Below are 25,279 nucleotides of genomic sequence, written 5' to 3'. Positions count from 1 at the left end.
GGTAATGCAAGTTATTCTGCTTGATAAAGTAGCAAACCTGGGCAGCCTGGGTGATCAGGTTAACGTTAAAGCGGGCTACGCTCGTAACTTCCTGGTTCCACAGGGTAAAGCTGTTCCAGCTACTAAGAAAAACGTAGAGTTTTTCGAAGCACGTCGCGCTGAACTGGAAGCCAAACTGGCTGACGTTCTGGCGGCTGCTAACGCTCGCGCTGAAGCAATCAACGCACTGGGCACTGTTACCATCGCTTCCAAAGCTGGCGACGAAGGTAAACTGTTCGGTTCCATCGGTACCCGCGATATCGCTGATGCAGTTACTGCAGCAGGCGTTAAAGTGGCTAAGAGCGAAGTTCGCATGCCGAACGGCGTTCTGCGTACCACTGGTGAGCACGAAGTTGACTTCCAGGTTCACAGCGAAGTGTTCGCTAAACTGGTTGTTAACGTTGTAGCTGAGTAATTTTTTACTCTGCTCGCGTCGAAGCGCCGGCCTTGTGCCGGCGTTTTGCTATTTAAAGCTACCGGAAATTCTCTTTTTATCTCGTATGGTAGCTATTCCTGACGCATTCTCTGATAATAAATTGAAACGCAATTTTATTTATGAGATTTGTCATGGATACCGCTCTGCCCACGCCCGTCTTTGCCCGTCGACATGTGGCCTACGCCTGCGCCACGCTCTGCTGCCTGCTTTGGGGGAGCTCGTACCCGGCCATTAAAAATGGCTACGAACTCTTTCAGATCGCGACCGATGATATTCCGTCCAAAGTCGTTTTTGCCGGATACCGTTTTCTGTTTGCCGGTGCCTTGCTGCTGCTGTTTGCGCTGGCCCAGCGCAAACCGATTGGCAGGCTCACGCCCGCGCAGTTTGGTCAGCTCACGATCCTCGGGCTGACCCAGACCACCATTCAGTACACATTCTTCTATATAGGACTGGCCTACACGACGGGGGTAAACGGCTCAATCATGAACGCCACCGGGACTTTCTTCAGCGTACTGCTGGCGCACTTTATCTACCACAATGACAAACTCAGCTATAACAAAACGCTGGGCTGTATTCTTGGGTTTGCCGGTGTGATGCTGGTGAACTTTCACAGTGGGTTGAGCGATTTCCAGTTTATCTGGAAAGGCGACGGTTTTGTGGTGCTGGCGGCTTTTATTCTTTCTGCCGCCACGCTTTACGGGAAACGTATTTCCCAGACCGTCGACCCAACGGTGATGACCGGCTGGCAGCTGGCGATAGGCGGGGCTGCGCTGGTTGCGGGAGGTTATGCCACGGGCGGAACGCTGGAAGTGCACAGCATGAAGGCCGTTGCGGTGCTGGGGTATCTGACGCTGCTCTCATCGGTGGCGTTCGCCCTGTGGAGCGCGCTGCTGAAAGTGAACCGGGTAAGCATGATTGCTCCGTTCAACTTTGTCATTCCTGTTGCAGGGACGGTGCTTTCCGCCATTTTCCTCGGCGAAAACATTCTGGATATCAAATACGCGATTGCGCTGGTGCTGGTCTGCTCGGGGATCTGGTGGGTGAATAAACGGAGTGCCTGAGAACAAAAGTGCCGGGTGGCGGCTTCGCCTTACCCGGCATACGCCATTAACGTGCTCTGATGAAACTGCCGTCCGGCTGGCGGGTAAACAGCACCTGCTGCCCATTTCCGGTATCAATGGTCAGCCCGGTGACCACCCCGCTGGCGTTCTGGCGAATCTGCACCATCTGGCCGTTCTGTAAGTTGCTCAGCGGTTTACCTGCGCCTTCCACTTTTGCCATGGCATACACGTCGGTCGGCGGCAGGTTGTGGTCGCGGAAAAGCTGTGCCAGGGTTTTGCCCGGCTCCACGCGATAGGAACGCCACTGCTGCTCGATGCCGGTCGGCTGCTGGGTTTGCGGCTCAGACGGCGCTGCGGCCTGCTCCTGTTCATCCTGAACGGGTTCGGGTTCAACAGGCGCGACCTGACCCGGATCGTTAGACGGGGTTACCAGCTGCGTCTGCATCGGCTGCGCGTCAGGCTGCGGCCGCGTTTGCGACTGAAGATCCAGCTGCGCATTGCGGGTGACCGGCGCGGTATCAACATCATCACCGCCGGAAGGAAGCAGGAAGCCCACGATCACCATCAGCGCACCAATGATGATCCCCCTGCGGTGCAGAGGAGGCAGCGGGTCCATAATGCGAAAATTGTCCGGCGCCTGCCAGATTTTCGCCAGGGTAGGTTTCAGTTCAAATCGCCCGGGCATGGCTCTCCTCCTGCTCCGCGTCTTTTATATCCTGTGCTTCGAAGTATAGTTCGCTAACTGCCTGAACGACGTAGCAAACCGGACATCCGTGACATCAGTTCGGGATTAATCCTGGTTGTCTCTATTGTTTCTGTTTCGTCGCGGTTTGTCACCTTAACTTCAGACAAAGTTTTACCCATAAGGGCATGGCTGATATGCTGCCCGCTACTTTAAATGTGATGGAAGGAAAACCCATGACCACCCCGACTTTTGACACTATCGAAGCGCAGGCAAGTTACGGTATCGGCTTGCAGGTAGGACAGCAGCTGAGCGAATCCGGCCTGGAAGGTCTGTTACCTGAAGCGCTGGTGGCGGGTATCGCTGATGCGCTGGAAGGTAAACAGCCTGCCGTTCCGGTTGACGTTGTGCATCGTGCGCTGCGTGAAATCCACGAACGTGCTGACGCCGTGCGTCGCGCGCGCTTCGAAGAGATGGCAGCTGAAGGCGTTAAATATCTGGAAGAGAACCGCGAGCGCGAAGGTGTGAACAGCACCGAATCCGGCCTGCAGTTCCGCGTGATCAACCAGGGCGACGGCGCTATCCCGGCGCGTACCGACCACGTTCGCGTGCACTACACCGGTAAGCTGATCGACGGAACCGTGTTCGACAGCTCCGTGGCGCGCGGCGAACCGGCTGAGTTCCCGGTCAACGGCGTTATCGCAGGCTGGATCGAAGCCCTGACCCTGATGCCAGTGGGTTCCAAATGGGAACTGACCATCCCGCACAACCTGGCTTACGGCGAGCGTGGCGCTGGTGCGTCCATCCCGCCATTCAGCACCCTGGTATTTGAAGTCGAGCTGCTGGAAATTCTGTAATCGACTTTTCTTATTTCCTCTCCCCGTCAGGGGAGGGGAAAATAGTGATAAAACCCATAGTTACGACGGAATCAACATTTTATCTTGCAAACGAAACTGTTGCGTGTATTTTTGTGAGCTGTTTCGCGCTGTATGAGTGATATGACACTCACTTTCAACATATTATTAACATAATATCTAAATCATAGTATTCATCCCGCCGATTCTTACCTAATATCGATAAACCCTTACGAAGGGACCGTCATTTATTTGACGTTTTTAAAGGCCAGAAGAGCCTTAACAACACAGACAGGCATAAACAGGAAAAATTACATGGTAGATCAGGTCAAAGTCGCCGCTGCAGAAGAGGCGACGTCTGAACAGTCGCTACGGCGCAATCTCACAAACCGTCATATACAGCTTATCGCCATCGGCGGTGCCATCGGCACCGGGCTGTTTATGGGGTCGGGCAAAACCATCAGTCTTGCCGGGCCGTCGATCATCTTCGTTTATATGATCATCGGTTTTATGCTCTTCTTCGTGATGCGCGCAATGGGTGAATTGCTGCTCTCGAACCTCGAATACAAATCCTTCAGCGACTTCGCGTCGGACCTGCTCGGCCCGTGGGCGGGCTACTTTACCGGCTGGACCTACTGGTTCTGCTGGGTGGTCACCGGCATGGCGGACGTCGTGGCGATTACCGCTTACGCGCAGTTCTGGTTCCCGGGGCTGTCGGACTGGGTCGCCTCGCTGGCGGTGATTATTCTGCTGCTGAGCCTGAACCTTGCCACCGTGAAAATGTTCGGTGAGATGGAGTTCTGGTTCGCGATGATCAAGATTGTCGCTATCGTGGGGCTGATTGTGGTGGGCCTGGTGATGGTCCTGACGCACTTCCAGTCGCCAACGGGCGTTCAGGCGTCCTTCACCCATCTGTGGAACGACGGCGGCTGGTTCCCGAAAGGCATCAGCGGCTTCTTTGCGGGCTTCCAGATTGCGGTGTTTGCGTTTGTGGGGATTGAGCTTGTCGGAACGACCGCTGCGGAAACCAAAGATCCGGAGAAGTCCCTGCCGCGCGCCATCAACTCCATACCGGTGCGTATCATCATGTTCTACGTCTTCGCGCTGATCATCATTATGTCCGTGACGCCGTGGAGCTCCGTGGTGCCCAGCAAGAGCCCGTTCGTTGAGCTGTTCGTGCTGGTAGGGCTGCCTGCTGCGGCGAGCCTGATTAACTTCGTGGTGCTGACCTCTGCGGCATCGTCTGCGAACAGCGGCGTGTTCTCAACCAGCCGTATGCTGTTTGGTCTGGCGCAGGAGGGCGTAGCGCCGAGCGCGTTCGCCAAGCTCTCTAAGCGTGCCGTACCGGCAAAAGGGCTGACCTTCTCCTGCATGTGCCTGCTGGGTGGTGTGGTGATGCTCTACGTGAACCCAAGCGTAATTGGCGCGTTTACCATGATCACCACCGTGTCGGCGATCCTGTTCATGTTCGTCTGGACCATTATCCTGTGCTCGTACCTCGTGTACCGCAAACAGCGTCCGCACCTGCATGAGAAGTCGATCTACAAGATGCCGCTGGGCAAGCTGATGTGCTGGGTGTGCATGGCGTTCTTCGTGTTCGTGCTGGTGCTGCTGACGCTCGAAGATGACACCCGTCAGGCGCTGATCGTCACGCCGCTGTGGTTTATCGCGCTGGGGCTGGGCTGGCTGTTTATCGGTAAGAAACGTATGGCAGGCATGCGTTAAGCATGTTGCCGGGTGGCGCTGACGCTTACCCGGCCTATGTTCGAGGACGTTGTAGGCCCGGTAAGCGCTAGCGCCACCGGGCTTTTTTATTCCCCCGCCAATGCCCGCGGGAACAGCACGTTATTCTCAAGGCTGATGTGCTCCATCAGGTCGTCAATCATCTCGTTAATGCCGTTGTACATCGCTTTCCAGGTGATGCACGCTTCCGGCGGCGGCGTGACGTTGTTAGTAGTGTGTTTGATCACATCCAGCAGTTCGCCCGCGTCATCGTGCTCGCTTTCCATTACGCTGATAGGTCCCATCGCCTGGCTTCCCATTCCCTGTTTAATCATCGGGAAGAGGATCTGCTCTTCTTTCATCATGTGGCTGGAAAGCTCTTCATGCAGCATGGTCAGGTATTTTGCCAGACCGCGCGGCACGGAAGGCTTGTCGGCATGTACGCGCTCAACTTTCGTTGCCTGCAGGATCAGCTCAGGCACCTGTTCACGGTGGCGGTCGTGGTAACGCACGATGATATGGTCGATGATTTCCGTGAGCGGGGCGGTGCGCCAGTCTTTTTCAACAGGCTGTTCGGCCAGCAGCGCCAGCTCCGCTTCGATAGCCTCCACGTCCAGTTCCTTGCGCGAGGCCGCTCGCGCCAGCGTTTGCTTACCGCCGCAGCAGTAATCCATATCGTATTTACGGAACAGCGCGGAAGCGCGAGGGATGGAGAGCGCCAGCTCGCCGAGGGGGTGGTCGCGAAAGGCCATAGCAGTTACCTCGTCATCAAGAATATAAGATGCATATTAAATGCATCTTTAAGGCGGCGCTATAACCCTTTAGAGGGAAGGGAGAAAGTGCGACACGGATCACAAAAAAATGTCCCGTTTAACTCCCTGAATGGATTTAGGAAAGTGGTTTAGAAAGTTTTTAAAGGTGGAGAAACAGTAAACAACCCGCCGCGCGTGCCGATAGATACACGTCAGACAAACCTGCATATAACAAAGGCAACGCATGTTTAAACGTATAAAAGTCATTACTCTTCTTATTTCGGTGCTGCTTGTGCTCGGCATCATGCAAGTGATTTCCGCGGGTATCTTTATCAACGCGCTGAATAACGATAAAGACAACTTCACCGTGTCGCAGCTTTCCAGCCAGAACGTGGCGGAATTTACCGACGCCTGGATCAGCCTGAACCAGGCGCGCGTCACGCTAAACCGCGGGATGCTGCGTCTGCAAAGCAGCATGGCCTCTCAGATTAACGGTGGACAGCTGAACGAGCTGGTTAACACCGCGAAAAATCTGCTGGCCAATGCGCAGGTCCATTACGACAAATACTACGCTCTGCCGAATACCCCGGGTCTGGATGAGAACCTGGCCGATCGGCTGGAAGAGCAGTACCGCATCTACTCCGCCACGTTGACGCAAATGAACGTTCTGCTGAGCCAGGGCAACTTGGAAGATATGTTCAAGCAGAATGCAGAACAGAAGCAGACGGCAATGCAAAAGGTCTATCGAGAGTGGCGCGAGGCGCAGGCTGCGCTCACCAGTAAAGGCATTCAGGATAACGAAAGCGACTACAAGCGCATCCTGTGGATCCTCTCTGCCGTCATGATCCTCGTCATTGCGGTGATTATCTCCAGCTGGATCGCCATGCGCCGGGTGCTGCTGCTGCCGCTGGAAGAGGTGATCAACCATATCCGCGCCATCGCGGCAGGGGATTTAACCCAGCCGATTCAGGCTGAAGGCAGGAACGAAATGGCTATCCTGGCGCGCAACGTGCAGGAGATGCAAACCTCGCTGGCGAACACCGTGGGCGTGGTGCGTGAAGGCGCAGACACCATCTATACCGGTGCGGGTGAAATCTCGGCGGGCAGCAACGACCTCTCTTCCCGTACCGAGCAGCAGGCCGCGTCTCTGGAAGAGACGGCAGCCAGCATGGAACAGCTGACCGCCACCGTGAAGCAGAACGCCGATAACGCGCGTCAGGCGTCTCGTCTGGCGCTGGATGCCTCCTCAACCGCGAAGAAGGGCGGTAACGTGGTGGAAGGCGTGGTGCGCACCATGGACGAGATCGCCACCAGCTCCAGCAAAATCGCGCAAATTACTAACGTTATCGACGGGATTGCCTTCCAGACCAACATTCTGGCGCTGAACGCGGCGGTGGAAGCGGCGCGTGCGGGTGAGCAGGGCCGTGGCTTTGCGGTGGTTGCAGGAGAAGTGCGCACGCTTGCCCAGCGCAGCGCCCAGGCGGCGAAAGAGATTAAGGCGCTGATCGATGATTCCGGCGAGCGCGTGAACGCGGGTTCTCAGCTGGTGAACGAAGCGGGCGCGACGATGGCGGAAATCGTTAACGCGGTTACCCGCGTGACCGACATCATGGGCGAAATTGCCTCTGCCTCTGACGAGCAGAGCCGCGGTATCGACCAGGTTGGTCAGGCGGTAGCCGAGATGGACCGCGTGACCCAGCAGAACGCCTCGCTGGTGGAGGAGTCTGCGGCGGCAGCGGCGGCGCTGGAAGATCAGGCCGCACGCCTGAACGAAGCGGTAGCAGTGTTCAAAATAACGCGTAATCAGGCGGTCAAAGCGGCACCGGTGAAAACCTATGTGCCAAAAGCGCAGCCAGCAGCGACGGCGTCTGAAGCGAACTGGGAAACGTTTTAAAGGCTTGCCCGGTGGCGGCTACGCCTTACAAGACCTACTGTTTTGTAGGCCCTGCAAGCGTAGCGCCGCTGGGCATTACTCACATCTCCGAAGCCGGAACGACCCTCGGTTTTTCCGGCTTCGCTCTTACCGCCATCACCACTCCCACCACCAGCAGCGCGATCCCGCAGGCCGTTAACAGCGGCGGCACGCTCTGGCGCATCAGGAAGGTGTACAGCAGCCCGGCCAGGGTTTCGAACACAATCAGCGGCCCTAAGATCACCGTCGGCAGCTTCTGGCTGGCAATGTTCCAGCACAGCGCGCCCACCCAGGAGCACAGCACCGCAATCGCAACCATTAAGCCAATAAAGACCCAGGGTCTTGGCCCGAAGGGCTGGGCAAATTCCGGCTGCTGATGACCCAGCCAGAGGCATGCGCCGGCATACCCCACTAACGAGACGGGGAGCGTGACCAGCGCCTGCGCCGTTGCCCACATCATCGGGTGTTTGTCCGGGTTCTCCCGCAGCCAGCGCGCATTGCGCAGGGCGTACCAGGCCCAGCACGCGACCGAGATGAACGCTAAAACGATCCCCGAACCGTAACGCCATAAGCTGAAGTCTGCCAGGCCGTGGCGCAGCTCGGCGATATTGACGCACACCAGCCCCACGGCGGTGCAGGCCAGGGCGGGTATCATTTTCGACCACGCCAGCTTGCCGTCCCGATGACTATAGAGCAGATTCGCGAAGATGGGGATGACCACCGGCAGCGTGCCGATAATCATGGTCGACACCGGCGCTCCGGTTCGCTGAATGGCGCTTGCCAGGCAGACGTAATAGATGAGATTGCCCATCATGGTCAGCGCCAGCGCGGTGCCCCAGTCCTGACGGCTGAGCTGTCGCAAGCGCGTACGCCCCAGCCATGCCAGAGGAAGGGCAATCAGCCCGAGCGCCAGATAACGTCCGGTAGACTGCAATATCGCCGGGTATTCCGGCACGATCAGAGGGCCGACAAAGATCAGCCCCCACATCAGACCTGCAAGCAGGGCATACAACACGCCGCTAATCATTTTTCCATCCACATTGATTTACTCTGCACTCAGTCTAGAAGGGGGAAACGCGCGCGTATTGTATGAGATTGCGCATTAGCGCCGGGCGACCTGTTTCTGGTAGCGCACGGGCGTAATGCCGTAGCGGCGGGTGAAGGCGCGGGTTAAATGCGACTGGTCGGTCAGCCCCGTTGCGGCGGCGACTTCGGCGGCGGGCATACCGTGGGTGAGAAACGCCTTGGCGCGCCACAGGCGGATGGCCATCAACATCTGGTGCGGCGTAACGTGAAAATGGGCTTTGAACTGTCGCTGGAAATGGTACGGGCTGAGCGAGACAACGTTCGCCAGTTCGTCCAGCGTCAGGGCGTGCATATAGTTGTCGTGCAAATACTCGCGCACGCGCTCGAAACGGTGTGCGCCTTCCTGAACCACCGGCGCGTGATGGGCTAGCGGCTGAAAGGTCTCGATCAGATCCAGCAATAAGCCTTTTTGCGCCAGCGGATCGTCCGTATGCCACAGGCCGTAAATTAGCCTGCCGATCTGCTGAGAGCGCTGCGGGTCGTAACGGGTTACGTCGCTGAACCACCAGTGGCGCAGGCCGGTTACCTCTTCCAGAAGATCGGGTTCGATGTAGACCATCCGGTAGCGCCAGCCGTCTTCGGTCGCGGACTCCCCGGTATGGATCTCGTCCGGGTTCATGGTAACAACGGATTTTTCAGGTGCGAGATGCTGGGTGCCGCGATAGCGAAAGCGTTCGGCACCGGTTTCGATGGTGCCGATGCCGAAGGCTTCATGGGTGTGGGGCTCAAAGGCGTAGTCAGAGATATGCGCGTGATAGAGTTCAAGGCCCGGCAGCTGCGCCAGATGGCGAAAGCGCGCGCTGTCTCTCTCGTCAGTAAACTGTTCCGGTACGCCTTGCACGATGAGCCTCCTCATGGGTCATCACACCATTATCAGAGATGACCCGAGGGGATGCCACAAAAAATAACCAATCCGTAACAATTACAGAATGGCTTTGACGCTCTCCGCCAGCGGTGTGGTCGGGCGGCCGATCAGCTTGCTCAGGGTACGGCTGTCGTCAAACAGGCCGCCTTTGGACGCGCCCACGTCGGAGTCCGCCAGCATATCCGCCAGCCCGGCGGGTAAACCCACGCTCTTCAATGCGGCTGCAAAGTCCGCTTCGCTCAGGTTTTGATACGCCACAGGTTTACCACTCTGCTTACTCAGTTCCGCCGCCAGCTCGCTCAATGTCCAGCCGTGGTCGCCTGCCAGTTCGTATACCTTGCCCGCATGACCCTCTTCAGCGATCACTTTGGCTGCCGCCGCGGCATAGTCTGCGCGGGTGGCAGAGGCAATTTTGCCTTCGCCTGCGGCACCAATGAATACGCCGTGTTCCAGCGCAGGCGGCGCGCTCGCCAGGTAGTTTTCGGTGTACCAGCCGTTGCGCAGCAGGGCGTATGGCACGCCAGATTCTGCCAGCGCTTTCTCGGTTTCGACATGTTCAACGTGCAGACCCAGCGGTGATTTATCCGCGTGTAGCAGGCTGGTGTAGGCGATAAATTTCACGCCTGCCGCTTTGGCGGCGTTGATCACGTTCTGGTGCTGGGTCGCGCGCTGGCCCACTTCGCTTGAGGAGATGAGCAGCAGCTTTTCCACGCCGCTCAGCGCGGCAGTAAAGGCGGCCTTATCGGTGTAATCCGCCTGACGAACCACAATACCCTGGTTGCTTAACGCTTCAGCTTTCGCCAGGTTACGAACAATGGCAACAATCTGGTTTGCTGGAACGGTTTTCAGCAGTTCTTCAATAACGTGCTGGCCAAGCTGGCCGGTAGCGCCGGTAATCGCGATCATGATAAATCTCCTTCGTGTTTGTCTGGTGTTGTGGCACACTATCACCATAGCTAACTTTTAGTAAGTACGCACAAAAAGGTAAGTATGAAAAAAACGATCCCAACGCTCAGCGAGCAAATGCGCGATGGCAATCTCTTCGCGGAACAGTGCCCTTCACGGGAGGTGCTTAAACACGTTACCAGCCGCTGGGGCGTGCTGATTCTGCTGGCTCTGCGCGGAGGAACGCACCGTTTTAGCGAGCTGCGCCATAAAATGGGCGGGGTGAGCGAAAAGATGCTGTCCCAGTCGCTTCAGGCGCTGGAGCAGGACGGGTTTGTCGATCGCGTGTCGTATCCGGTCGTGCCGCCGCACGTCGAGTATAGCCTGACACCGATGGGCATTGAGGTGAGCGAGAAAGTCGCCGCGCTGGCGGACTGGATTGAAGTCAATACGCCGAAGGTGATGGCGAATCGGGATGAGCGTGCGGCGTAAAAGCCGGGTGGCGGTTTCGCCTTACCCGGCACAATCACCGCTACCTGCTTAAATCCACCTGATAAATCGCGAACCCGATATCATCCGTCGCAACCTTCTTCATCGGATACTGCGCCTTATCCTTAATAAACGCGGCTGCTTTATCGGACGGTGACGTTTCAAAGCGGATATCCAGTTTCGCATCGCTGTGGATTGGCGCAAGACGCCAGTTGTTATCCACCGCCGGGTGAATTTCGCCCGCCTTCTTCGACTCCGCGCCGATCCACGCCGCCAGCACCGAGCGGTTTTCGTCCGGTGACGCAAAAGCGATGTGGCTATCGCCCGTACCGGCAAACTTGCCGCCGTAGGCGCGGTAGTTATTGGTCACGACCAGGAAGGTTGCATTCGGGTCGATCGCCTTGCCGTTGAACGTCAGGTTTTTGATGCGTTCGGCCTGCGGGTTAATCGCCTGGCACTCGCCGTCATATTTCGCCGGCTGGGTGACGTCAATCTGGTAATTTACGCCGTCGATCACGTCGAAGTTGTAGGTGCGGAAGCCGTCCCAGTTAATCAGCGGCTGTGGTTTACTGCTCTTCGGGTCGATCTGGTTAAACTGCCCGGCGGAGCACTCCAGCCACTCCTTCACCTCTTTCCCCGTGGCTTTAACCACCACCAGGGTATTCGGGTAGAGATAGAGATCGGCGGCGTTACGGAAGGTCAGCTGGCCTTTTTCGACCTCAACATAGCTTGCCGGGTCGTTCTTGCGTCCGCCCACTTTGAATGGCGCTGCGGCAGACAGCACCGGCAGCTTTGCCAGATCCGGATCGCCCTGAACAAAGTGTTCGGCATAGGCTTTCTGGGCCATGTTGACCACCTGAACGGTCGGATCATCCTGCACCAGCGCCAGGAAGCTGTACATGTTGTCGGCGGATTTGCCGATCGGCTTGCTGACGAATTCGCGGGTGGCGTCGTGGTCGTGCTTCAGCACGTCGACCAGCTTTTTATCTTCACCTGCCAGGGATTTTTTAGCCGCCGCGTCGTAAATCGGGCGCGCTTCGGCTTTTGACTGCGTCACCTTCCAGCTGCCGCTGTCGTTATTTAGCACCAGATCCACCACGCCAAGGTGGTCGCCCCACATGCCCGGCATCACCGACGGCACGCCGTTGAGCGTCCCTTTCTCGATATCCGCCCCTTTAATGCTGGCGAAATCTTTGCCCGGGAAAACGGCGTGAGCGTGGCCGAACAGGATCGCGTCAACGCCCGGGACTTCGCTCAGATAATAAACGGAGTTCTCCGCCATGGCCTGGTACGGGTCGGCTGACAGGCCTGAGTGAGCCACCACGACAACGACATCCGCACCTTTCGCACGCATTTCCGGCACGTACTTGCGCGCGGTTTCGGTAATGTCATTAACGGTCACTTTGCCGTCGAGGTTGGCTTTATCCCAGGTCATGATCTGCGGCGGTACGAAGCCGATATAGCCGATTTTCAGCGTCTGCTTTTTACCGTCCCGATCGACAACTTCACTCTCTTTAATCAGGTATGGGGTAAAGAGCGGCTTTTGCGTCTTAACGTCGATGATATTGGCGTTAACGTACGGGAACTTCGCGCCGGCCAGCGCATCGTGCAGGTATTTCAGGCCGTAGTTGAATTCGTGGTTGCCCAGGTTGCCGACGGCATAGTCCAGCGTGTTCATCGCTTTATAAACGGGATGGATCTCGCCTTTCTTCAGACCTTTCGCCGCCATGTAGTCGCCGAGCGGGCTGCCCTGAATGAGATCGCCGTTGTCCACCAGCACGCTATTTTTGACTTCACCCCGCGCGGCGTTGATCAAACTTGCTGTACGTACCAGTCCGAATTTTTCCGTAGGGGTATCTTTGTAGTAATCGAAGTCCATCATATTGCTGTGCAGATCGGTCGTTTCCAGAATACGCAGATCTACCGTCGCCGCCTGCACGCTCGCTGCAATCAGCGTCGCCAGAAGCGTTGCACTAAACTTAATCATCAGAGGAGTCCTTTTTTCGATCCGTTCCACAAAAGAGTATGTATCTATCGTTTGTTGCTTACAGAAATGTGAATCCTGACAGAAAAAAGCGACCTGAAACCGGAATTGCTTCACAGATAGCGGAATTGTTCACATTACGATATAACTAAAACAAAGAGTTAACCTCACTGCGTTAACAAAGAGGTGGAAAATGCTAGATAAGATTTGTCAGCTCGCACGGGATGCGGGAGATGCCATCATGCAGGTGTATGACGGTGTAAAACCGATGGAGATCGTCAGCAAGGCGGACGACTCCCCGGTCACGGCGGCCGATATCGCGGCGCATAAGGTGATCCTGCAAGGTCTGCAGGCCTTAACGCCGGATATCCCCGTTTTGTCTGAAGAAGCGCCGCAAAGCTGGGACGAGCGCCAGCACTGGCAGCGCTACTGGCTGGTCGATCCGCTGGACGGGACAAAAGAGTTCATCAAGCGCAACGGTGAGTTCACCGTCAATATTGCCCTGATTGAGAAGGGTAAAGCGGTGCTCGGCGTGGTCTACGCGCCGGTAATGAAGGTGATGTACAGCGCCGCAGAAGGGAAGGCCTGGAAGGAGGAGTGCGGCGTACGCAAGCAGATCCAGGTGCGCGATGCCCGTCCACCGCTGGTGGTGATTAGCCGCTCGCACAGCGACAGCGAGCTGGAGGAATACCTGCAACAGCTGGGTGAACACCAGACCACCTCGATTGGCTCGTCGCTGAAATTCTGCCTGGTGGCGGAAGGTCAGGCGCAGCTTTATCCGCGCTTTGGGCCAACCAACGTCTGGGATACCGCGGCAGGCCATGCCGTTGCCGCGGCCGCCGGGGCGCATGTGCATGACTGGCAGGGCAAGCCGCTGGACTATACCCCGCGCGAATCATTCCTCAACCCCGGCTTCCGCGTCTCTCTTTACTGAGCCAGCAGTTTGTGCAGCAGGGCGACAACCTGCTGCACCTCTTCCTGAGTTAACGCGCCGTCTTTCACCCACTGCACTCGGCCGTCCTTATCCAGCACGACAATCGCGGAGCTCTCTTCCTCAAGCTGCCAGGCCTTACGCGTCACGCCGTTGCTGTCGACGATAAACTGCGACCACGGGTAGAGCTTTTTATTGCTCTCAAGGCTTGAGCGCACAAACATCCCGGAGCCAGGAATGGCATCATCGGTGTTCACAATCGTGGTGGTCTGGTAGCGGTCATGAGGGAATTTTGCGGCCTTGATCGCCTCCACGAGGTTGGCATTCTTCTCTTTTGCGGATGTACGACCGGCAATATGTTGTACAACTCTCACTTTGCCCGCGAGCTGCGCGCTATTCCAGGCTTTATAGCTAAACTTATCATTGTCGAGAATCAATTCTCCCCGGTCAGCAATGCCGACTGGCGGTACACGTTGTCCTTTTTCAATGCTGTGAGCGGAAGCCCACAGGGGCAGCAGCAGACAAGCTGCCGCAAGGATATTACGTAGGGTCATGGCGTTTCCTTATTGTTTGCAGGTGATCCGACCACTTGGTCATACGCTTTTAATCATAAGTGCGATCAATGTGGTTTTCCCGCAATCCCAGTGCCAGTTTGCGGGTGAACGCACATATCCATGAAAAAACGACGGCTTATACTGCTCTCTATCACGCTTTGCAAAGATTATTCTGAATAATTGTAATCAAACGGTAAATAAACTTATGCACACTGGGTAACACCGTAGTTCTGGTCTATAGTCATTGGGCATCAAAATTTGCGCTCAGGACAGTCGGGCCGATTGTGGCACCGCAAGAGCGTATGATTCGCAGGAGATACAAGAATGAAAATTTTCCAACGCTACAACCCGCTTCAGGTGGCGAAGTACGTGAAGATCCTGTTCCGTGGACGGTTGTACATCAAGGATGTTGGCGCTTTTGAGTTTGATAAGGGCAAGATCCTTGTCCCAAAAGTGAAGGACAAACAGCACCTGTCTGTGATGTCCGAAGTCAACCGTCAGGTTATGCGTCTGCAAACTGAGATGGCTTAACCAACGTGCTATGCAGTAGGTAGTTAAAAAGACGGCTCCCGATGGGAGCCGTTGATGTTTGTGGGGGCAGGAACGTTACGCCGACACCTTCTCTTCCGCGTCCGGCAGCTTCGGCACCAGTACGGTCGGCTTGTTGTCGATACGCGTCACCAGCAGCTGGTCGATGCGATAGTTATCAATATCCACCACCTCAAACTTGTAGCCGGAGAACTTCACCGAGTCGGTGCGTTTCGGGATTTTACGCAGCATAAACATCATAAAGCCGCCGATGGTTTCGTAGTTACCGGACTGCGGGAACTCGTCGATATCCAGCACGCGCATGACGTCTTCAATCGGCGTACCGCCGTCGATCAGCCATGAATTATCGTCACGCTGAACAATCTGCTCTTCCAGTCCCTGGCCAACCAGGTCTCCCATCAGCGTGGTCATCACGTCGTTCAGCGTGATGATACCCACCACCAGCGCGTATTCATTCATGATCACCGCGAAGTCTTCCCCGGCGGTTTTGAAACTTTCCAGCGCTTCGGAGAGCGTCAGGGTGTCCGGCACAATCAGGGTATTGCGGATCTGCACGCCGCTGTTGAGCGCCAGGCTCTGGTTTGCCAGCACGCGGTTCAGCAGGTCTTTGGAGTCGACGTAACCGATGATGTGGTCGATATCTTCATTACAGACCAGGAACTTGGAGTGAGGATGCTGCGCTACTTTGTTCTTCAGGCTCTGCTCATCTTCATGTAAATCGAACCAGATAATGTTTTCGCGGCCCGTCATGGAAGAGGGCACGGTACGGGATTCCAGTTCAAATACGTTCTCAATCAGCTCGTGTTCCTGCTTACGCAGCACTCCGGCCAGCGCGCCGGCTTCCACCACCGCATAAATGTCGTCAGAGGTGATGTCGTCTTTACGCACCATTGGCAGCTTAAAGATGCGGAAAATCACGTTCGCCAGACCGTTGAAGAACCACACCAGCGGACGAAACACGTACAGACAGAAGCGCATCGGGTTGATGATACGCAAAGCTACAGCTTCTGGCGCAATCATACCGATGCGTTTCGGGGTCAGGTCTGCAAAGAGGATGAACAGGCCGGTTACCAGCGAGAAGGAGAGAATAAAGCTCAGCTGTTCGGCAAGCTCAGCGGACATGTATTTGACAAAGAGGCTATAAAACGCTGGAGAAAAGGCCGCATCGCCCACGATACCGCCGAGAATGGCGACCGCGTTAAGGCCAATCTGCACCACGGTGAAGAACATGCCGGGGTTTTCCTGCATTTTCAGGATGCGGGTGGCATTGATGTTGCCCTCGTCGGCAAGCAGCTTCAGTTTGATTTTACGGGACGCGGCCAGCGAGATCTCAGATATCGAGAAAAATGCACTGACGGCAATAAGACAAAGTATTACTAAAATACTGTTTAACATAGTTTATCCGGCTTCTCGCCAGATCCTCAGAAGGGGAGTTGATACCATTTGTGTGAAAACACGTAGAACGTCAGCTCGTAGCGTTGAGCCGATTATTTCAGCGGTAGTATAGCGTAAAGAGATGTAAATCTGCCAGAGGTCACATTTTTGGCATAAAACAGACCGGACAGCGTGCGCTGTCCGGTACGGGTGAAGTTTTAACGGTTAATAATCAGGCCAGCTGTGGCGGCAGGCAGACGCCGATGCCCCCGATGCCGCAGTAGCCGTACGGGTTTTTGTGCAGATACTGCTGATGATCGTCCTCGGCATAGTAGAACGGCTTCGCGGTGGCGATTTCCGTGGTCACCTCGCGCGTATCGCCTGCTTCACGCATGGCCTGCTGGAACCGCTCAAGGCTGGCGCGCGCGGCGGCGTCCTGCTCAGGCGTGAGCGGATAAATGGCCGAGCGATACTGTGTGCCGTGGTCGTTGCCCTGACGCATGCCCTGCGCAGGGTCATGATTCTCCCAGAAAACCTGCAGGAGCTGTTCGTAGCTGATGACCGTCGGGTCATATACCACGCGTACCGCTTCCGCATGGCCGGTTTCGCCGGAGCAGACTTCGCGGTAGGTTGGATTCGGCGTATAGCCGCCCGTGTAGCCGGCCGCGGTACTGTAAACGCCGGTCAACTGCCAGAAGAGGCGCTCAACGCCCCAGAAGCAGCCCATGGCGAACAGGGCGATTTCCATTCCATCAGGAACGTTGGTCATTGAATGGTTATTGACGGCGTGTAAGGTCGCCACAGGCATAGGGGTGTTGCGTCCCGGTAATGCATCAGCTTGTGAAACCAGATGCTTCTTGTCGAATAAACTCACGATGGGGCCTCCCGGGGTGCGATGTTTCGGTTAAGGTTGTCACGAAGCGTTTAATTGAACACAATAAATGCGCTGAATGAGACTAGATTTAATCATAAGAAATATTTGGGTGTTACACCCGTTTTCAACCCACGATTTGGGTTTTTGGCTTCCAGGCCGTATTTTGCCGCACGGCGGCGCTTCATTTGCTTCCAGGGTGGAAAAGGGATATTCAGGAGAAAACGTGACAAAAATCCGCCAGTTATGTTTAGTCAGTGTATTGCTGACAAGCGGGGTTGCCAGCGCGGCGAATGTCCGTTTGCAGGTTGAGGGGTTATCCGGGACGCTGGAAAAAAACGTGCGTGCGCAGCTGTCGACCATCCAGAGCGATGAGGTGACGCCGGACCGGCGTTTTCGCGCGCGCGTGGATGACGCGATCCGTGAAGGGCTAAAAGCGCTGGGGTATTACGAACCCACCATTGATTTCGATCTTCGCCCGCCGCCAAAGAAGGGGCGTCAGGTGCTTATTGCCCGCGTCTCGCCGGGCGAGCCGGTGCTGATTGGCGGCACGAACGTCATCCTGCGCGGCGGCGCGCGCACCGACCGCGACTACCTGGACCTGCTCAGCACGCGACCGAAAATCGGCACCGTGCTCAACCACGGTGACTACGACCACTTCAAAAAAGAGCTGACGAGCGTCTCTCTTCGCAAGGGCTACTTCGACAGCCAGTTCAATAAAAGCCAGTTGGGCATCGCGCTGGAGCGACGTCAGGCCTTCTGGGATATTGACTACGACAGCGGCGAACGCTACCGCTTTGGCGATGTAACGTTTGAAGGTTCGCAAATTCGTGAAGAGTATCTGCAAAACCTCGTGCCGTTTAAAAAAGGCGACTACTACCAGTCGAGCGATCTGGCGGAGCTGAACCGTCGCCTCTCCGCTACCGGCTGGTTTAACTCCGTGGTTGTCGCACCGGAATTTGATAAGTCTCGCAAAACCAAGGTGTTGCCGCTGCATGGCGTTGTCTCGCCGCGCACCGAGAACACCATTGAGACCGGTGTTGGCTACTCGACAGACGTCGGTCCGCGCGTGAAGACCTCCTGGAAAAAGCCGTGGATGAACTCCTACGGCCACAGCCTGACCACCAGCGCCAGCATTTCCGCACCGGAACAGCAGCTTGATTTCAGCTATAAAATACCGCTGCTGAAAAACCCGCTTGAGCAATATTACCTGGTGCAGGGCGGCTTTAAGCGTACCGATTTGAACGATACCGAGCAGGACTCGACAACGCTTGCGGTTTCACGCTTCTGGGATCTCTCCAGCGGCTGGCAGCGCGCCATTAACCTGCGCTGGAGCCTTGATCACTTTACCCAGGCAAACGTCACCAACACCACTATGCTGCTTTATCCGGGCGTGATGATCAGCCGCACCCGCTCGCGCGGCGGCCTGATGCCAACCTGGGGTGATTCACAGCGTTACTCTATCGACTACTCCAATACGATGTGGGGCTCTGACGTCGACTTCACGGTGGTGCAGGCGCAAAACGTCTGGATCCGCACGCTGTATGACAAACACCGCTTTGTGATGCGCGGCAATCTCGGCTGGATTGAGACGGGTGATTTCGAGCGCGTTCCGCCGGACCTGCGCTTCTTCGCCGGGGGCGACCGCAGCATTCGCGGGTATAAGTACAAATCGATCTCACCTGAAAACGAAAAAGGCCAGCTGACCGGGGCATCCAAACTGGCGACCGGATCGCTGGAGTATCAGTACAACGTCAGCGGCAAGTGGTGGGGCGCAATGTTTGTTGACGGTGGTGAAGCGGTGAACGATATCCGCCGCAGCGATTTCAAAACCGGTGCAGGCGTGGGCGTACGCTGGCAGTCACCCGTCGGACCCATCAAGCTCGACTTCGCCGTGCCGGTGGGCGACAAAGATGAACACGGATTACAGTTTTACATCGGTCTGGGGCCTGAATTATGAGTTTATGGAAGAAAATAAGCCTCGGGGTGCTGATTTTTATCGTGCTGCTGCTCGGTACGGTGGCGTTTCTGGTGGGAACGACGACCGGGCTGCATCTGCTGTTTAACGCCGCGAACCGGTGGGTGCCGGGGCTGGAAATTGGTCAGGTAACGGGCGGCTGGCGCGACCTGCATCTGAAGAACATCCGCTACGAGCAGCCGGGCGTGGCGGTCAACGCCGGGGAATTCCATCTCGCGGTGAAGCTGGGCTGCCTGCGGGACAGCAAGCTCTGCGTGAACGATCTGTCGCTAAAAGACGTCAACGTGGCGATAGACTCAAAGAAAATGCCGAAGTCTGCGCCGGTTGAGGAAGAGGACAGCGGCCCGCTGAATCTCTCCACGCCGTACCCGATTGCGCTCTATCGGGTGGCGCTCGATAACGTCAATATCAAAATCGACGACACCACCGTTTCGGTGATGGATTTCACCTCCGGCCTGCGCTGGCAGGAGAAAAACCTCACCCTGACGCCAACCTCGCTGCAGGGGTTGCTGATCGCGCTGCCGAAAGTGGCGGACGTGGCGCAGGAAGAGATCGTCGAACCGAAGATCCAGAACCCGCAGCCGGAAGAGAAGCCGCTGGGCGAAACGCTGAAAGAACTCTTCTCGAAGCCTGTCCTGCCTGAAATGACCGACGTGCATCTGCCGCTGAACCTCAACATTGAGGAGTTCAAAGGCGAGCAGCTGCGCCTGACCGGCGACACCGATCTGACGGTCTTTAACATGCTGCTGAAAGTCAGCAGCATTGACGGCAACATGAAGCTCGACGCGCTGGATATCGATACCAACCAGGGCTCGGTGAACGCGTCAGGCAACGCCCTGCTGCGCGACAGCTGGCCGGTGGATATCACACTCAATAGCGCCCTGAATATCGACCCGCTGAAGGGCGAAAAAGTGAAGGTTAAAGTGGGCGGGGCGCTGCGCGAGAAGCTGGATATCGGGGTGAATCTCTCCGGCCCGGTAGACATGGCCCTGCGCGCGCAAACCCAGCTGGCGGAAGCCGGGCTGCCGCTCAATCTGGAGGTTGTCAGCAAGCAGCTTTACTGGCCGTTTACCGGCGAAAAACAGTATCAGGCCGACGATCTGAAGCTGAAGCTGAGCGGCAAGATGACCGACTACACGCTCTCGTTCCGCACTGCAGTGAAGGGGCAGGGCGTGCCGCCCGCGACCATCACGCTGGATGCAAAAGGCAACGAACAGCAGGTTAACCTCGACAAGCTGACCGTCGCGGCGCTGGAAGGCAAAACGGAACTGACCGCGCTGCTCGACTGGCAGCAGGCGATCAGCTGGCGCGGCGAGCTGAAGCTGACGGGAATTAACACCGCCAAAGAGGTGCCGGACTGGCCGTCGAAGCTGGACGGGCTGATCAAAACCCGCGGCAGCCTCTACGGCGGCACGTGGCAGATGGACGTGCCGGAAATCAAGCTCACCGGGAACGTGAAGCAGAACAAGGTGAACGTTGAAGGCTCGGTGAAGGGCAACAGCTACCTGCAGTGGATTATCCCGGGGCTGCACGTGGCGCTGGGCCGCAACACGGCGGATATCAAAGGCGAGCTGGGGGTAAAAGATCTCAATCTTGACGCCACCATCGACGCGCCGAATCTGGATAACGCCCTGCCGGGTCTGGGCGGTACGGCGAAAGGACTCCTGAAAGTGCGCGGCACCGTGGACGCGCCGCAGCTGCTGGCAGATATCACCGCCAACAATCTGCGCTGGCAGGAGCTGAGCGTTGCCCGCGTCCGCGTGGAAGGGGATGTGAAATCCACCGATCAGATCGGCGGCAACCTGAACCTGCGCGTGGAGCGCATTTCCCAGCCGGACGTGAACATCAGCCTGGTGACTCTGGACGCCAAAGGTAACGAGAAGCAGCACGACCTCCAGCTGCGCGTGCAGGGCGAGCCCGTCTCCGGCCAGCTTCACCTGACCGGCAGCTTCGACCGGAAGGAAACGCGCTGGAAAGGGACGCTGGACAACACCCGCTTCAACACCCCGGTGGGGCCGCTGGCGCTGTCGCGCTCCATTGCGCTGGACTACCGCAACGCCGAGCAGAAGATCAGCATCGGGCCTCACTGCTGGACCAACCCGAACGCGGAGCTGTGCGTGCCGCAGACCATTGATGCGGGGGCGGAAGGGCGCGCGCAGATCAACCTGAACCGCTTCGATCTGGCGATGCTGAAACCGTTTATGCCGGACACCACGCAGGCCAGCGGCGTCTTCAGCGGGAAAGCAGATGTCGCCTGGGACACCACCAAAGAGGGGCTGCCGCAGGGCAGCGTCACGCTTTCCGGCCGTAACGTGAAGGTAACGCAGGAGGTGAACGACGCGCCGCTGCCGGTGGCCTTCGACACTCTGAATGTGAGTGCAGACCTGCATAACAACCGTGCGGAGCTGGGGTGGCTTATCCGTCTGACCAACAACGGCCAGATGGACGGGCAGATACAGATTACCGATCCGCAGGGGCGGCGCAATCTGGGCGGCAACGTCAATATTCGTAACTTCAACCTGGCGATGGTCAACCCAATCTTCGCCCGCGGGGAAAAAGCCGAGGGCATGGTGAATGCCAACCTGCGCCTGGCGGGCAACGCGCAAAGCCCTCAGCTGTTCGGTCAGCTGCGGCTCAGCGGTGTGGATATCGACGGTAACTTCATGCCGTTCGATATGCAGCCCAGCCAGATTGCGATGAACTTCAACGGCATGAGCTCGACGCTGAACGGCTCGGTATTAACTCAGCAGGGGCAAATCAACCTGAGCGGCGACGCGGACTGGAGCCAGCTCGACAACTGGCGCGCCCGTATTGCCGCGAAAGGCAGTAAGGTGCGCATCACCGTACCGCCAATGGTGCGCCTGGACGTCTCGCCGGACGTGGTCTTTGAGGCGACGCCAAGCCTCTTCACCCTGGATGGCCGCGTGGACGTGCCGTGGGCGCGCATCGTGGTTCACGAGGTGCCGGAAAGCGCGGTCGGCGTCTCCAGTGATGAAGTTATGCTCAATGAAAATCTGAAACCTGCCGAAGAGAAGAGCGCTGGTATACCGATTAATAGTAACCTTATCGTGCACGTGGGAAATAACGTGCGGTTGGATGCGTTTGGGCTGAAGGCGAGGCTCACGGGCGACCTGAAAGTGGCGCAGGATAAACAAGGGCTTGGCCTCAACGGGCAGATCAATATCCCTGAAGGGCGTTTCCATGCCTATGGTCAGGATCTGATTGTCCGTAAAGGCGAGCTGCTGTTCTCCGGTCCACCGGATCAACCGCTGTTGAACATCGAAGCGATTCGTAACCCGGAAGCGACGGAAAACGACGTCATTGCTGGCGTACGCGTCACCGGCTCTGCCGACGAACCGAAGGCGGAGATCTTCTCCGACCCGGCGATGTCGCAGCAGGAAGCCCTCTCTTATCTGCTGCGCGGACAAGGTCTGGACAGCGGACAAAGCGACAGTGCGGCGATGACCTCAATGTTGGTCGGTCTGGGGGTTGCACAAAGTGGGCAGGTTGTGGGTAAAATCGGCGAGACGTTCGGCGTAAGCAATCTGGCGCTGGACACCCAGGGCGTGGGTGACTCCTCGCAGGTGGTGGTCAGCGGCTATGTACTGCCGGGTCTGCAGGTAAAATATGGTGTGGGGATCTTTGACTCACTGGCAACACTCACGTTACGCTATCGCCTGATGCCTAAGCTATATCTGGAAGCAGTGTCCGGCGTAGACCAGGCACTTGATCTGCTCTATCAGTTTGAGTTTTAGCAATGCGAATATTTGTCTACGGCAGTTTACGAACCAGGCAAGGCAACAGTCACTGGATGACCAATGCCCAGCTACTGGGGAATTACAATATCGAGAACTACCAGTTGTACAGCCTGGGCCACTATCCAGGCGCGGTTCCCGGCGAAGGAACAGTACAGGGTGAAGTTTATCGTATTGATAATGCTACACTTGCCGAACTTGATGCCTTGCGCACCAGGGGCGGTGAATACGCTCGCCAGTTGATCCAGACACCGTACGGAAGCGCGTGGATGTATGTCTACCAGCGTCCGGTCGACGGGTTAACGCGGATTGTAAGCGGTAACTGGTTAGACAGAGACCAGTACTGAAAAACGACAACGCCACCGTGAGGTGGCGTTGTTTTTTTCACTTTCAATTCTCTTCTGTATCCCTGCGTCGGGTTAAAAAAAGAGGAACGAACAGCATGATGTATGGGGCAATAAGCCATAAAAAACACAAGGCGCGTGAACGGCCATAGTAGTTTATGCATCGCGTATTGCTTGATATGACGGGCAGGAAAAACAGTAAAAACAGCAAAATCGCATAATCGCTTCGATAAGGGATCCATAAGTAAAACAAAAACCAGGCAAGTTGGAATGTCAGGATGCAGAGATACTGCCATTTGCTGTCTTTGCCGTAACAGTCAAACGCCTTTATGTAGCCCATCTTTATGCTTTGAAGAAAGAAACTTAGCATGTATAACGCTCACGATCGCGACGGTCAGAAGCGTGCTCGTCAGCAACGCTCCTAAAAAATAGCTGTGGGTGATATCAGTAGCACCCGAGCTTAAAGTATGTAATTTAGTATATCCTCTATCTACTGCAACAAAAAGCGTATATAGCCCGATGTTAATACAGAACTGAAGCAGACAAGAAGTGACAATATTCGCTGGAATTCTTTTTAATAGCGTGAGTAACGTATAAATAATACTTGCTGAAAGAGCGAAGTAAAGCCCGTTAAATAAACTGGATAGTAAGGAGCTGTTTATTTCGCTGAATATTAAATTATCGCTTCCATAATACCATGCCAGATATTGAGTATACGTACTTCTGCCAAAGATAAAGGAGGCAATAATAATGACGAGTAGACTTACGATATGGATTTTCTTACTCATAATTTTGCTCCCTTAGAAAGCAGTTCCTTCATCGTTTTACTGGTCTCCAGCTGATCTTTGATTATGGCAAGGTCACGATAGTTGTGATTATATTTTGCAATAGCGGTTGGCGTTCCTTTACCACCATTGTCCATAAAGAAGACAATATCCTTACGACCATAAAGAAGGACCTGTGGGATGGGATCACGCCCATAGCTCACCGCCTGAGGAAGGGAGTGAATAGACTCTGTCGTGAGGAAGCGAGGAATATTTTCATGCTCAATATTGCCTAAAGGTGTAGTGGCTACAAGAGAGCCGATAAAATCAGTCGTATACACTAACGTATCTGTATCTTTGGTCGTTACTTTCGAGCCCGTAAGATATTTTATCTGTTGCCAAAGTGTAATATCTTTTGGGGTAACCTTAACACCATCCATAAACATATCTTGCTTGCGTTTTAGCTGAATGACAGTGCGGTGTACCTGTGTCAAAGAGGGGCTGATTTCCCCAACGGAAGGCATAAGTCCATCGCGGGAATATAGCCTTTCAATAATAAAGTAAATTCCAGTTGGGCGGGCAACATCAATGTTAATGGATGACATATGAATCCTGTAATCAATGGGGATTAATGCTCATTATGACAGTATGTGATTAATTGACAGCCTATTCAACCACTCCCACCATAAATGAGAGGGTGTCTTTGTTGTATTAACATGAAAGCCAAAGGGAATGGGATTTATCTTAAAAGCTAATGTATGCTGCTTTTAACAAAGATAAAAAAAGCCCCAGTATGCGGGGCTTTCATCAATCGACAGTAAGAATTACTTCTTAGCAGCGCGTTCGAAGGAGGCGATGATTTCTGCTTTCGCCGCTTCTGCGTTGTCCCAGCCGTCAACCTTAACCCATTTACCTTTTTCGAGGTCTTTGTAGTGCTCGAAGAAGTGGGCGATCTGCGCTTTCAGCAGCTCTGGCAGGTCATTCACATCTTTAATGTGATCGTACTCTTTGCTCAGCTTGGTGTGCGGTACCGCAACCAGCTTCGCATCTTCACCCGCTTCGTCAGTCATCTTCAGCACGCCAACAGGACGGCAGCGAATGACGGAGCCTGGCTGCAGTGGGTATGGCGTTGGAACCAGCACGTCAACCGGGTCACCGTCCAGAGACAGGGTGTGGTTGATGTAGCCGTAGTTGCACGGATAGAACATGGCGGTAGACATGAAACGGTCAACGAACAGCGCACCGGTGTCTTTGTCGATTTCGTATTTGATTGGATCTGCGTTGGCCGGGATTTCAATAACAACGTAGATGTCTTCTGGCAGTTCTTTACCCGCTGGGACGTTGAGTAAGCTCATGTCGGTGTCCTTTAAAATGGATGGTAAACAAGTGGCA

At 55.7% G+C, this 25,279-nt stretch carries 23 protein-coding genes; 11 read left to right on the top strand and 12 right to left on the bottom strand.

Annotation, left to right across the window (positions count from 1 at the left end):
• Positions 1 to 4: 4 nt before the first annotated feature.
• A complete protein-coding gene (gene rplI, locus ACTJI7_RS16030) occupies positions 5 to 454 on the top strand; it encodes a 50S ribosomal protein L9 (RefSeq protein ID WP_006810372.1) in 450 nt (149 codons plus the stop codon).
• Positions 455 to 606: 152 nt separating this feature from the next.
• Positions 607 to 1,536, top strand: coding sequence for a DMT family transporter (locus ACTJI7_RS16025; RefSeq protein ID WP_063437233.1), 930 nt, complete (start codon positions 607 to 609; stop codon positions 1,534 to 1,536).
• 46 nt (positions 1,537 to 1,582) lie between these two features.
• Here the strand turns inward: ACTJI7_RS16025 and ACTJI7_RS16020 are convergent, their stop codons facing one another.
• Complete coding sequence (locus tag ACTJI7_RS16020; protein WP_028015272.1) at positions 1,583 to 2,221, bottom strand: OapA family protein; 639 nt, start codon at positions 2,219 to 2,221, stop codon at positions 1,583 to 1,585.
• A gap of 233 nt (positions 2,222 to 2,454) precedes the next feature.
• Between ACTJI7_RS16020 and fklB the strand changes: the two genes are divergently transcribed.
• Complete coding sequence (gene fklB, locus ACTJI7_RS16015; RefSeq protein WP_008502892.1) at positions 2,455 to 3,075, top strand: FKBP-type peptidyl-prolyl cis-trans isomerase; 621 nt, start codon at positions 2,455 to 2,457, stop codon at positions 3,073 to 3,075.
• Between the two features lie 312 nt (positions 3,076 to 3,387).
• Positions 3,388 to 4,797 (top strand): D-serine/D-alanine/glycine transporter, encoded by a 1,410-nt coding sequence (gene cycA / locus ACTJI7_RS16010; protein WP_041911474.1) that lies wholly within the window; start codon positions 3,388 to 3,390, stop codon positions 4,795 to 4,797.
• An 86-nt stretch (positions 4,798 to 4,883) separates the two neighbouring features.
• On the opposite strand, the gene ytfE is transcribed toward cycA, so the two are convergent.
• Positions 4,884 to 5,546 carry an iron-sulfur cluster repair protein YtfE gene (ytfE, locus tag ACTJI7_RS16005; protein ID WP_028015274.1) on the bottom strand — a complete coding sequence of 221 codons (663 nt, stop codon included), beginning with the start codon at positions 5,544 to 5,546 and terminating at the stop codon, positions 4,884 to 4,886.
• A 244-nt stretch (positions 5,547 to 5,790) separates the two neighbouring features.
• On the opposite strand from ytfE, the gene ACTJI7_RS16000 reads away from it, so the two are divergent.
• Positions 5,791 to 7,440, top strand: a complete 1,650-nt coding sequence (locus tag ACTJI7_RS16000) for a methyl-accepting chemotaxis protein (protein ID WP_101865853.1) — start codon at positions 5,791 to 5,793, stop codon at positions 7,438 to 7,440.
• Positions 7,441 to 7,519: 79 nt separating this feature from the next.
• Here ACTJI7_RS16000 and ACTJI7_RS15995 read toward each other — a convergent pair whose 3' ends face one another.
• The 3 genes from ACTJI7_RS15995 to ACTJI7_RS15985 all read right to left on the bottom strand — a co-directional run bounded on the left by ACTJI7_RS15995 (position 7,520) and on the right by ACTJI7_RS15985 (position 10,315).
• A complete protein-coding gene (locus tag ACTJI7_RS15995) occupies positions 7,520 to 8,485 on the bottom strand; it encodes a DMT family transporter (RefSeq protein WP_041911471.1) in 966 nt (321 codons plus the stop codon).
• Between the two features lie 75 nt (positions 8,486 to 8,560).
• The gene (locus ACTJI7_RS15990) at positions 8,561 to 9,385 is read right to left on the bottom strand and encodes an AraC family transcriptional regulator (RefSeq protein ID WP_028015277.1); all 825 of its coding nucleotides are present in this window, start codon (positions 9,383 to 9,385) and stop codon (positions 8,561 to 8,563) included.
• Between the two features lie 81 nt (positions 9,386 to 9,466).
• Positions 9,467 to 10,315 (bottom strand): SDR family oxidoreductase, encoded by an 849-nt coding sequence (locus ACTJI7_RS15985; RefSeq protein WP_193051135.1) that lies wholly within the window; start codon positions 10,313 to 10,315, stop codon positions 9,467 to 9,469.
• 84 nt (positions 10,316 to 10,399) lie between these two features.
• Here ACTJI7_RS15985 and ACTJI7_RS15980 point away from each other — a divergent pair, with 84 nt between their 5' ends.
• Positions 10,400 to 10,786 carry a winged helix-turn-helix transcriptional regulator gene (locus tag ACTJI7_RS15980; RefSeq protein WP_028015279.1) on the top strand — a complete coding sequence of 129 codons (387 nt, stop codon included), beginning with the start codon at positions 10,400 to 10,402 and terminating at the stop codon, positions 10,784 to 10,786.
• Positions 10,787 to 10,826: 40 nt separating this feature from the next.
• On the opposite strand, the gene ACTJI7_RS15975 is transcribed toward ACTJI7_RS15980, so the two are convergent.
• A complete protein-coding gene (locus tag ACTJI7_RS15975; RefSeq protein WP_193066889.1) occupies positions 10,827 to 12,770 on the bottom strand; it encodes a bifunctional 2',3'-cyclic-nucleotide 2'-phosphodiesterase/3'-nucleotidase in 1,944 nt (647 codons plus the stop codon).
• Between the two features lie 190 nt (positions 12,771 to 12,960).
• On the opposite strand from ACTJI7_RS15975, the gene cysQ reads away from it, so the two are divergent.
• Positions 12,961 to 13,701, top strand: a complete 741-nt coding sequence (gene cysQ / locus ACTJI7_RS15970) for a 3'(2'),5'-bisphosphate nucleotidase CysQ (protein ID WP_323307517.1) — start codon at positions 12,961 to 12,963, stop codon at positions 13,699 to 13,701.
• On the opposite strand, the gene ACTJI7_RS15965 is transcribed toward cysQ, so the two are convergent.
• The gene (locus ACTJI7_RS15965; RefSeq protein WP_063154911.1) at positions 13,695 to 14,252 is read right to left on the bottom strand and encodes a YtfJ family protein; all 558 of its coding nucleotides are present in this window, start codon (positions 14,250 to 14,252) and stop codon (positions 13,695 to 13,697) included. The two genes, cysQ and ACTJI7_RS15965, sit on opposite strands and share 7 nt — an antisense overlap.
• A 324-nt stretch (positions 14,253 to 14,576) precedes the next feature.
• Between ACTJI7_RS15965 and ACTJI7_RS15960 the strand changes: the two genes are divergently transcribed.
• A complete protein-coding gene (locus ACTJI7_RS15960; RefSeq protein WP_008501430.1) occupies positions 14,577 to 14,783 on the top strand; it encodes a DUF1107 domain-containing protein in 207 nt (68 codons plus the stop codon).
• 75 nt (positions 14,784 to 14,858) lie between these two features.
• Here ACTJI7_RS15960 and ACTJI7_RS15955 read toward each other — a convergent pair whose 3' ends face one another.
• The gene (locus ACTJI7_RS15955) at positions 14,859 to 16,196 is read right to left on the bottom strand and encodes a hemolysin family protein (protein ID WP_028015283.1); all 1,338 of its coding nucleotides are present in this window, start codon (positions 16,194 to 16,196) and stop codon (positions 14,859 to 14,861) included.
• 211 nt (positions 16,197 to 16,407) lie between these two features.
• Entirely contained in the window at positions 16,408 to 17,049 is a 642-nt protein-coding gene (gene msrA, locus ACTJI7_RS15950) for a peptide-methionine (S)-S-oxide reductase MsrA (protein WP_248223695.1), read from the bottom strand.
• A 223-nt stretch (positions 17,050 to 17,272) separates the two neighbouring features.
• On the opposite strand from msrA, the gene tamA reads away from it, so the two are divergent.
• From tamA to ACTJI7_RS15935, 3 genes are read left to right on the top strand one after another with little or no spacing between them, the layout of a single operon-like run.
• Entirely contained in the window at positions 17,273 to 19,006 is a 1,734-nt protein-coding gene (gene tamA / locus ACTJI7_RS15945) for an autotransporter assembly complex protein TamA (protein ID WP_045259622.1), read from the top strand.
• Positions 19,003 to 22,779, top strand: coding sequence for an autotransporter assembly complex protein TamB (gene tamB / locus ACTJI7_RS15940; RefSeq protein ID WP_136431075.1), 3,777 nt, complete (start codon positions 19,003 to 19,005; stop codon positions 22,777 to 22,779). Before tamA ends, tamB begins: the two co-directional genes overlap by 4 nt.
• 2 nt (positions 22,780 to 22,781) lie before the next feature.
• On the top strand, positions 22,782 to 23,126 hold the full coding sequence (locus ACTJI7_RS15935) for a gamma-glutamylcyclotransferase family protein (protein ID WP_008501424.1): 345 nt from the start codon (positions 22,782 to 22,784) through the stop codon (positions 23,124 to 23,126).
• Positions 23,127 to 23,440: 314 nt separating this feature from the next.
• Here the strand turns inward: ACTJI7_RS15935 and ACTJI7_RS15930 are convergent, their stop codons facing one another.
• The 3 genes from ACTJI7_RS15930 to ppa all read right to left on the bottom strand — a co-directional run bounded on the left by ACTJI7_RS15930 (position 23,441) and on the right by ppa (position 25,242).
• Positions 23,441 to 23,911: a hypothetical protein gene (locus ACTJI7_RS15930; protein WP_063154907.1), complete on the bottom strand. Its 471-nt coding sequence runs from the start codon at positions 23,909 to 23,911 to the stop codon at positions 23,441 to 23,443.
• On the bottom strand, positions 23,908 to 24,492 hold the full coding sequence (locus tag ACTJI7_RS15925; protein WP_440670699.1) for a hypothetical protein: 585 nt from the start codon (positions 24,490 to 24,492) through the stop codon (positions 23,908 to 23,910). The genes ACTJI7_RS15930 and ACTJI7_RS15925 overlap by 4 nt, the downstream gene beginning before the upstream one ends.
• Positions 24,493 to 24,711: 219 nt before the next feature.
• Positions 24,712 to 25,242, bottom strand: coding sequence for an inorganic diphosphatase (gene ppa, locus ACTJI7_RS15920; RefSeq protein WP_041911466.1), 531 nt, complete (start codon positions 25,240 to 25,242; stop codon positions 24,712 to 24,714).
• Between the last annotated feature and the right edge of the window lie 37 nt (positions 25,243 to 25,279).

The organism is Enterobacter sp. 22499 (assembly GCF_052044815.1).
In the GTDB taxonomy this organism is placed as follows: Bacteria; Pseudomonadota; Gammaproteobacteria; order Enterobacterales; family Enterobacteriaceae; genus Enterobacter; species Enterobacter bugandensis.
The sequence above is the reverse complement of the archived record's forward strand: the minus strand, read 5'-3'. Positions and strand labels throughout refer to the sequence as shown.

Coding starts and splice junctions, on each gene's coding strand:
- rplI (WP_006810372.1), top strand. CDS start 5: ATGCAAGTTATTCTGCTTGATAAAGTAGCAAACCTGGGCAGCCTGGGT.
- ACTJI7_RS16025 (WP_063437233.1), top strand. CDS start 607: ATGGATACCGCTCTGCCCACGCCCGTCTTTGCCCGTCGACATGTGGCC.
- ACTJI7_RS16020 (WP_028015272.1), bottom strand. CDS start 2,221: ATGCCCGGGCGATTTGAACTGAAACCTACCCTGGCGAAAATCTGGCAG.
- fklB (WP_008502892.1), top strand. CDS start 2,455: ATGACCACCCCGACTTTTGACACTATCGAAGCGCAGGCAAGTTACGGT.
- cycA (WP_041911474.1), top strand. CDS start 3,388: ATGGTAGATCAGGTCAAAGTCGCCGCTGCAGAAGAGGCGACGTCTGAA.
- ytfE (WP_028015274.1), bottom strand. CDS start 5,546: ATGGCCTTTCGCGACCACCCCCTCGGCGAGCTGGCGCTCTCCATCCCT.
- ACTJI7_RS16000 (WP_101865853.1), top strand. CDS start 5,791: ATGTTTAAACGTATAAAAGTCATTACTCTTCTTATTTCGGTGCTGCTT.
- ACTJI7_RS15995 (WP_041911471.1), bottom strand. CDS start 8,485: ATGATTAGCGGCGTGTTGTATGCCCTGCTTGCAGGTCTGATGTGGGGG.
- ACTJI7_RS15985 (WP_193051135.1), bottom strand. CDS start 10,315: ATGATCGCGATTACCGGCGCTACCGGCCAGCTTGGCCAGCACGTTATT.
- ACTJI7_RS15980 (WP_028015279.1), top strand. CDS start 10,400: ATGAAAAAAACGATCCCAACGCTCAGCGAGCAAATGCGCGATGGCAAT.
- ACTJI7_RS15975 (WP_193066889.1), bottom strand. CDS start 12,770: ATGATTAAGTTTAGTGCAACGCTTCTGGCGACGCTGATTGCAGCGAGC.
- cysQ (WP_323307517.1), top strand. CDS start 12,961: ATGCTAGATAAGATTTGTCAGCTCGCACGGGATGCGGGAGATGCCATC.
- ACTJI7_RS15965 (WP_063154911.1), bottom strand. CDS start 14,252: ATGACCCTACGTAATATCCTTGCGGCAGCTTGTCTGCTGCTGCCCCTG.
- ACTJI7_RS15960 (WP_008501430.1), top strand. CDS start 14,577: ATGAAAATTTTCCAACGCTACAACCCGCTTCAGGTGGCGAAGTACGTG.
- ACTJI7_RS15955 (WP_028015283.1), bottom strand. CDS start 16,196: ATGTTAAACAGTATTTTAGTAATACTTTGTCTTATTGCCGTCAGTGCA.
- tamB (WP_136431075.1), top strand. CDS start 19,003: ATGAGTTTATGGAAGAAAATAAGCCTCGGGGTGCTGATTTTTATCGTG.
- ACTJI7_RS15935 (WP_008501424.1), top strand. CDS start 22,782: ATGCGAATATTTGTCTACGGCAGTTTACGAACCAGGCAAGGCAACAGT.
- ACTJI7_RS15930 (WP_063154907.1), bottom strand. CDS start 23,911: ATGAGTAAGAAAATCCATATCGTAAGTCTACTCGTCATTATTATTGCC.
- ACTJI7_RS15925 (WP_440670699.1), bottom strand. CDS start 24,492: ATGTCATCCATTAACATTGATGTTGCCCGCCCAACTGGAATTTACTTT.
- ppa (WP_041911466.1), bottom strand. CDS start 25,242: ATGAGCTTACTCAACGTCCCAGCGGGTAAAGAACTGCCAGAAGACATC.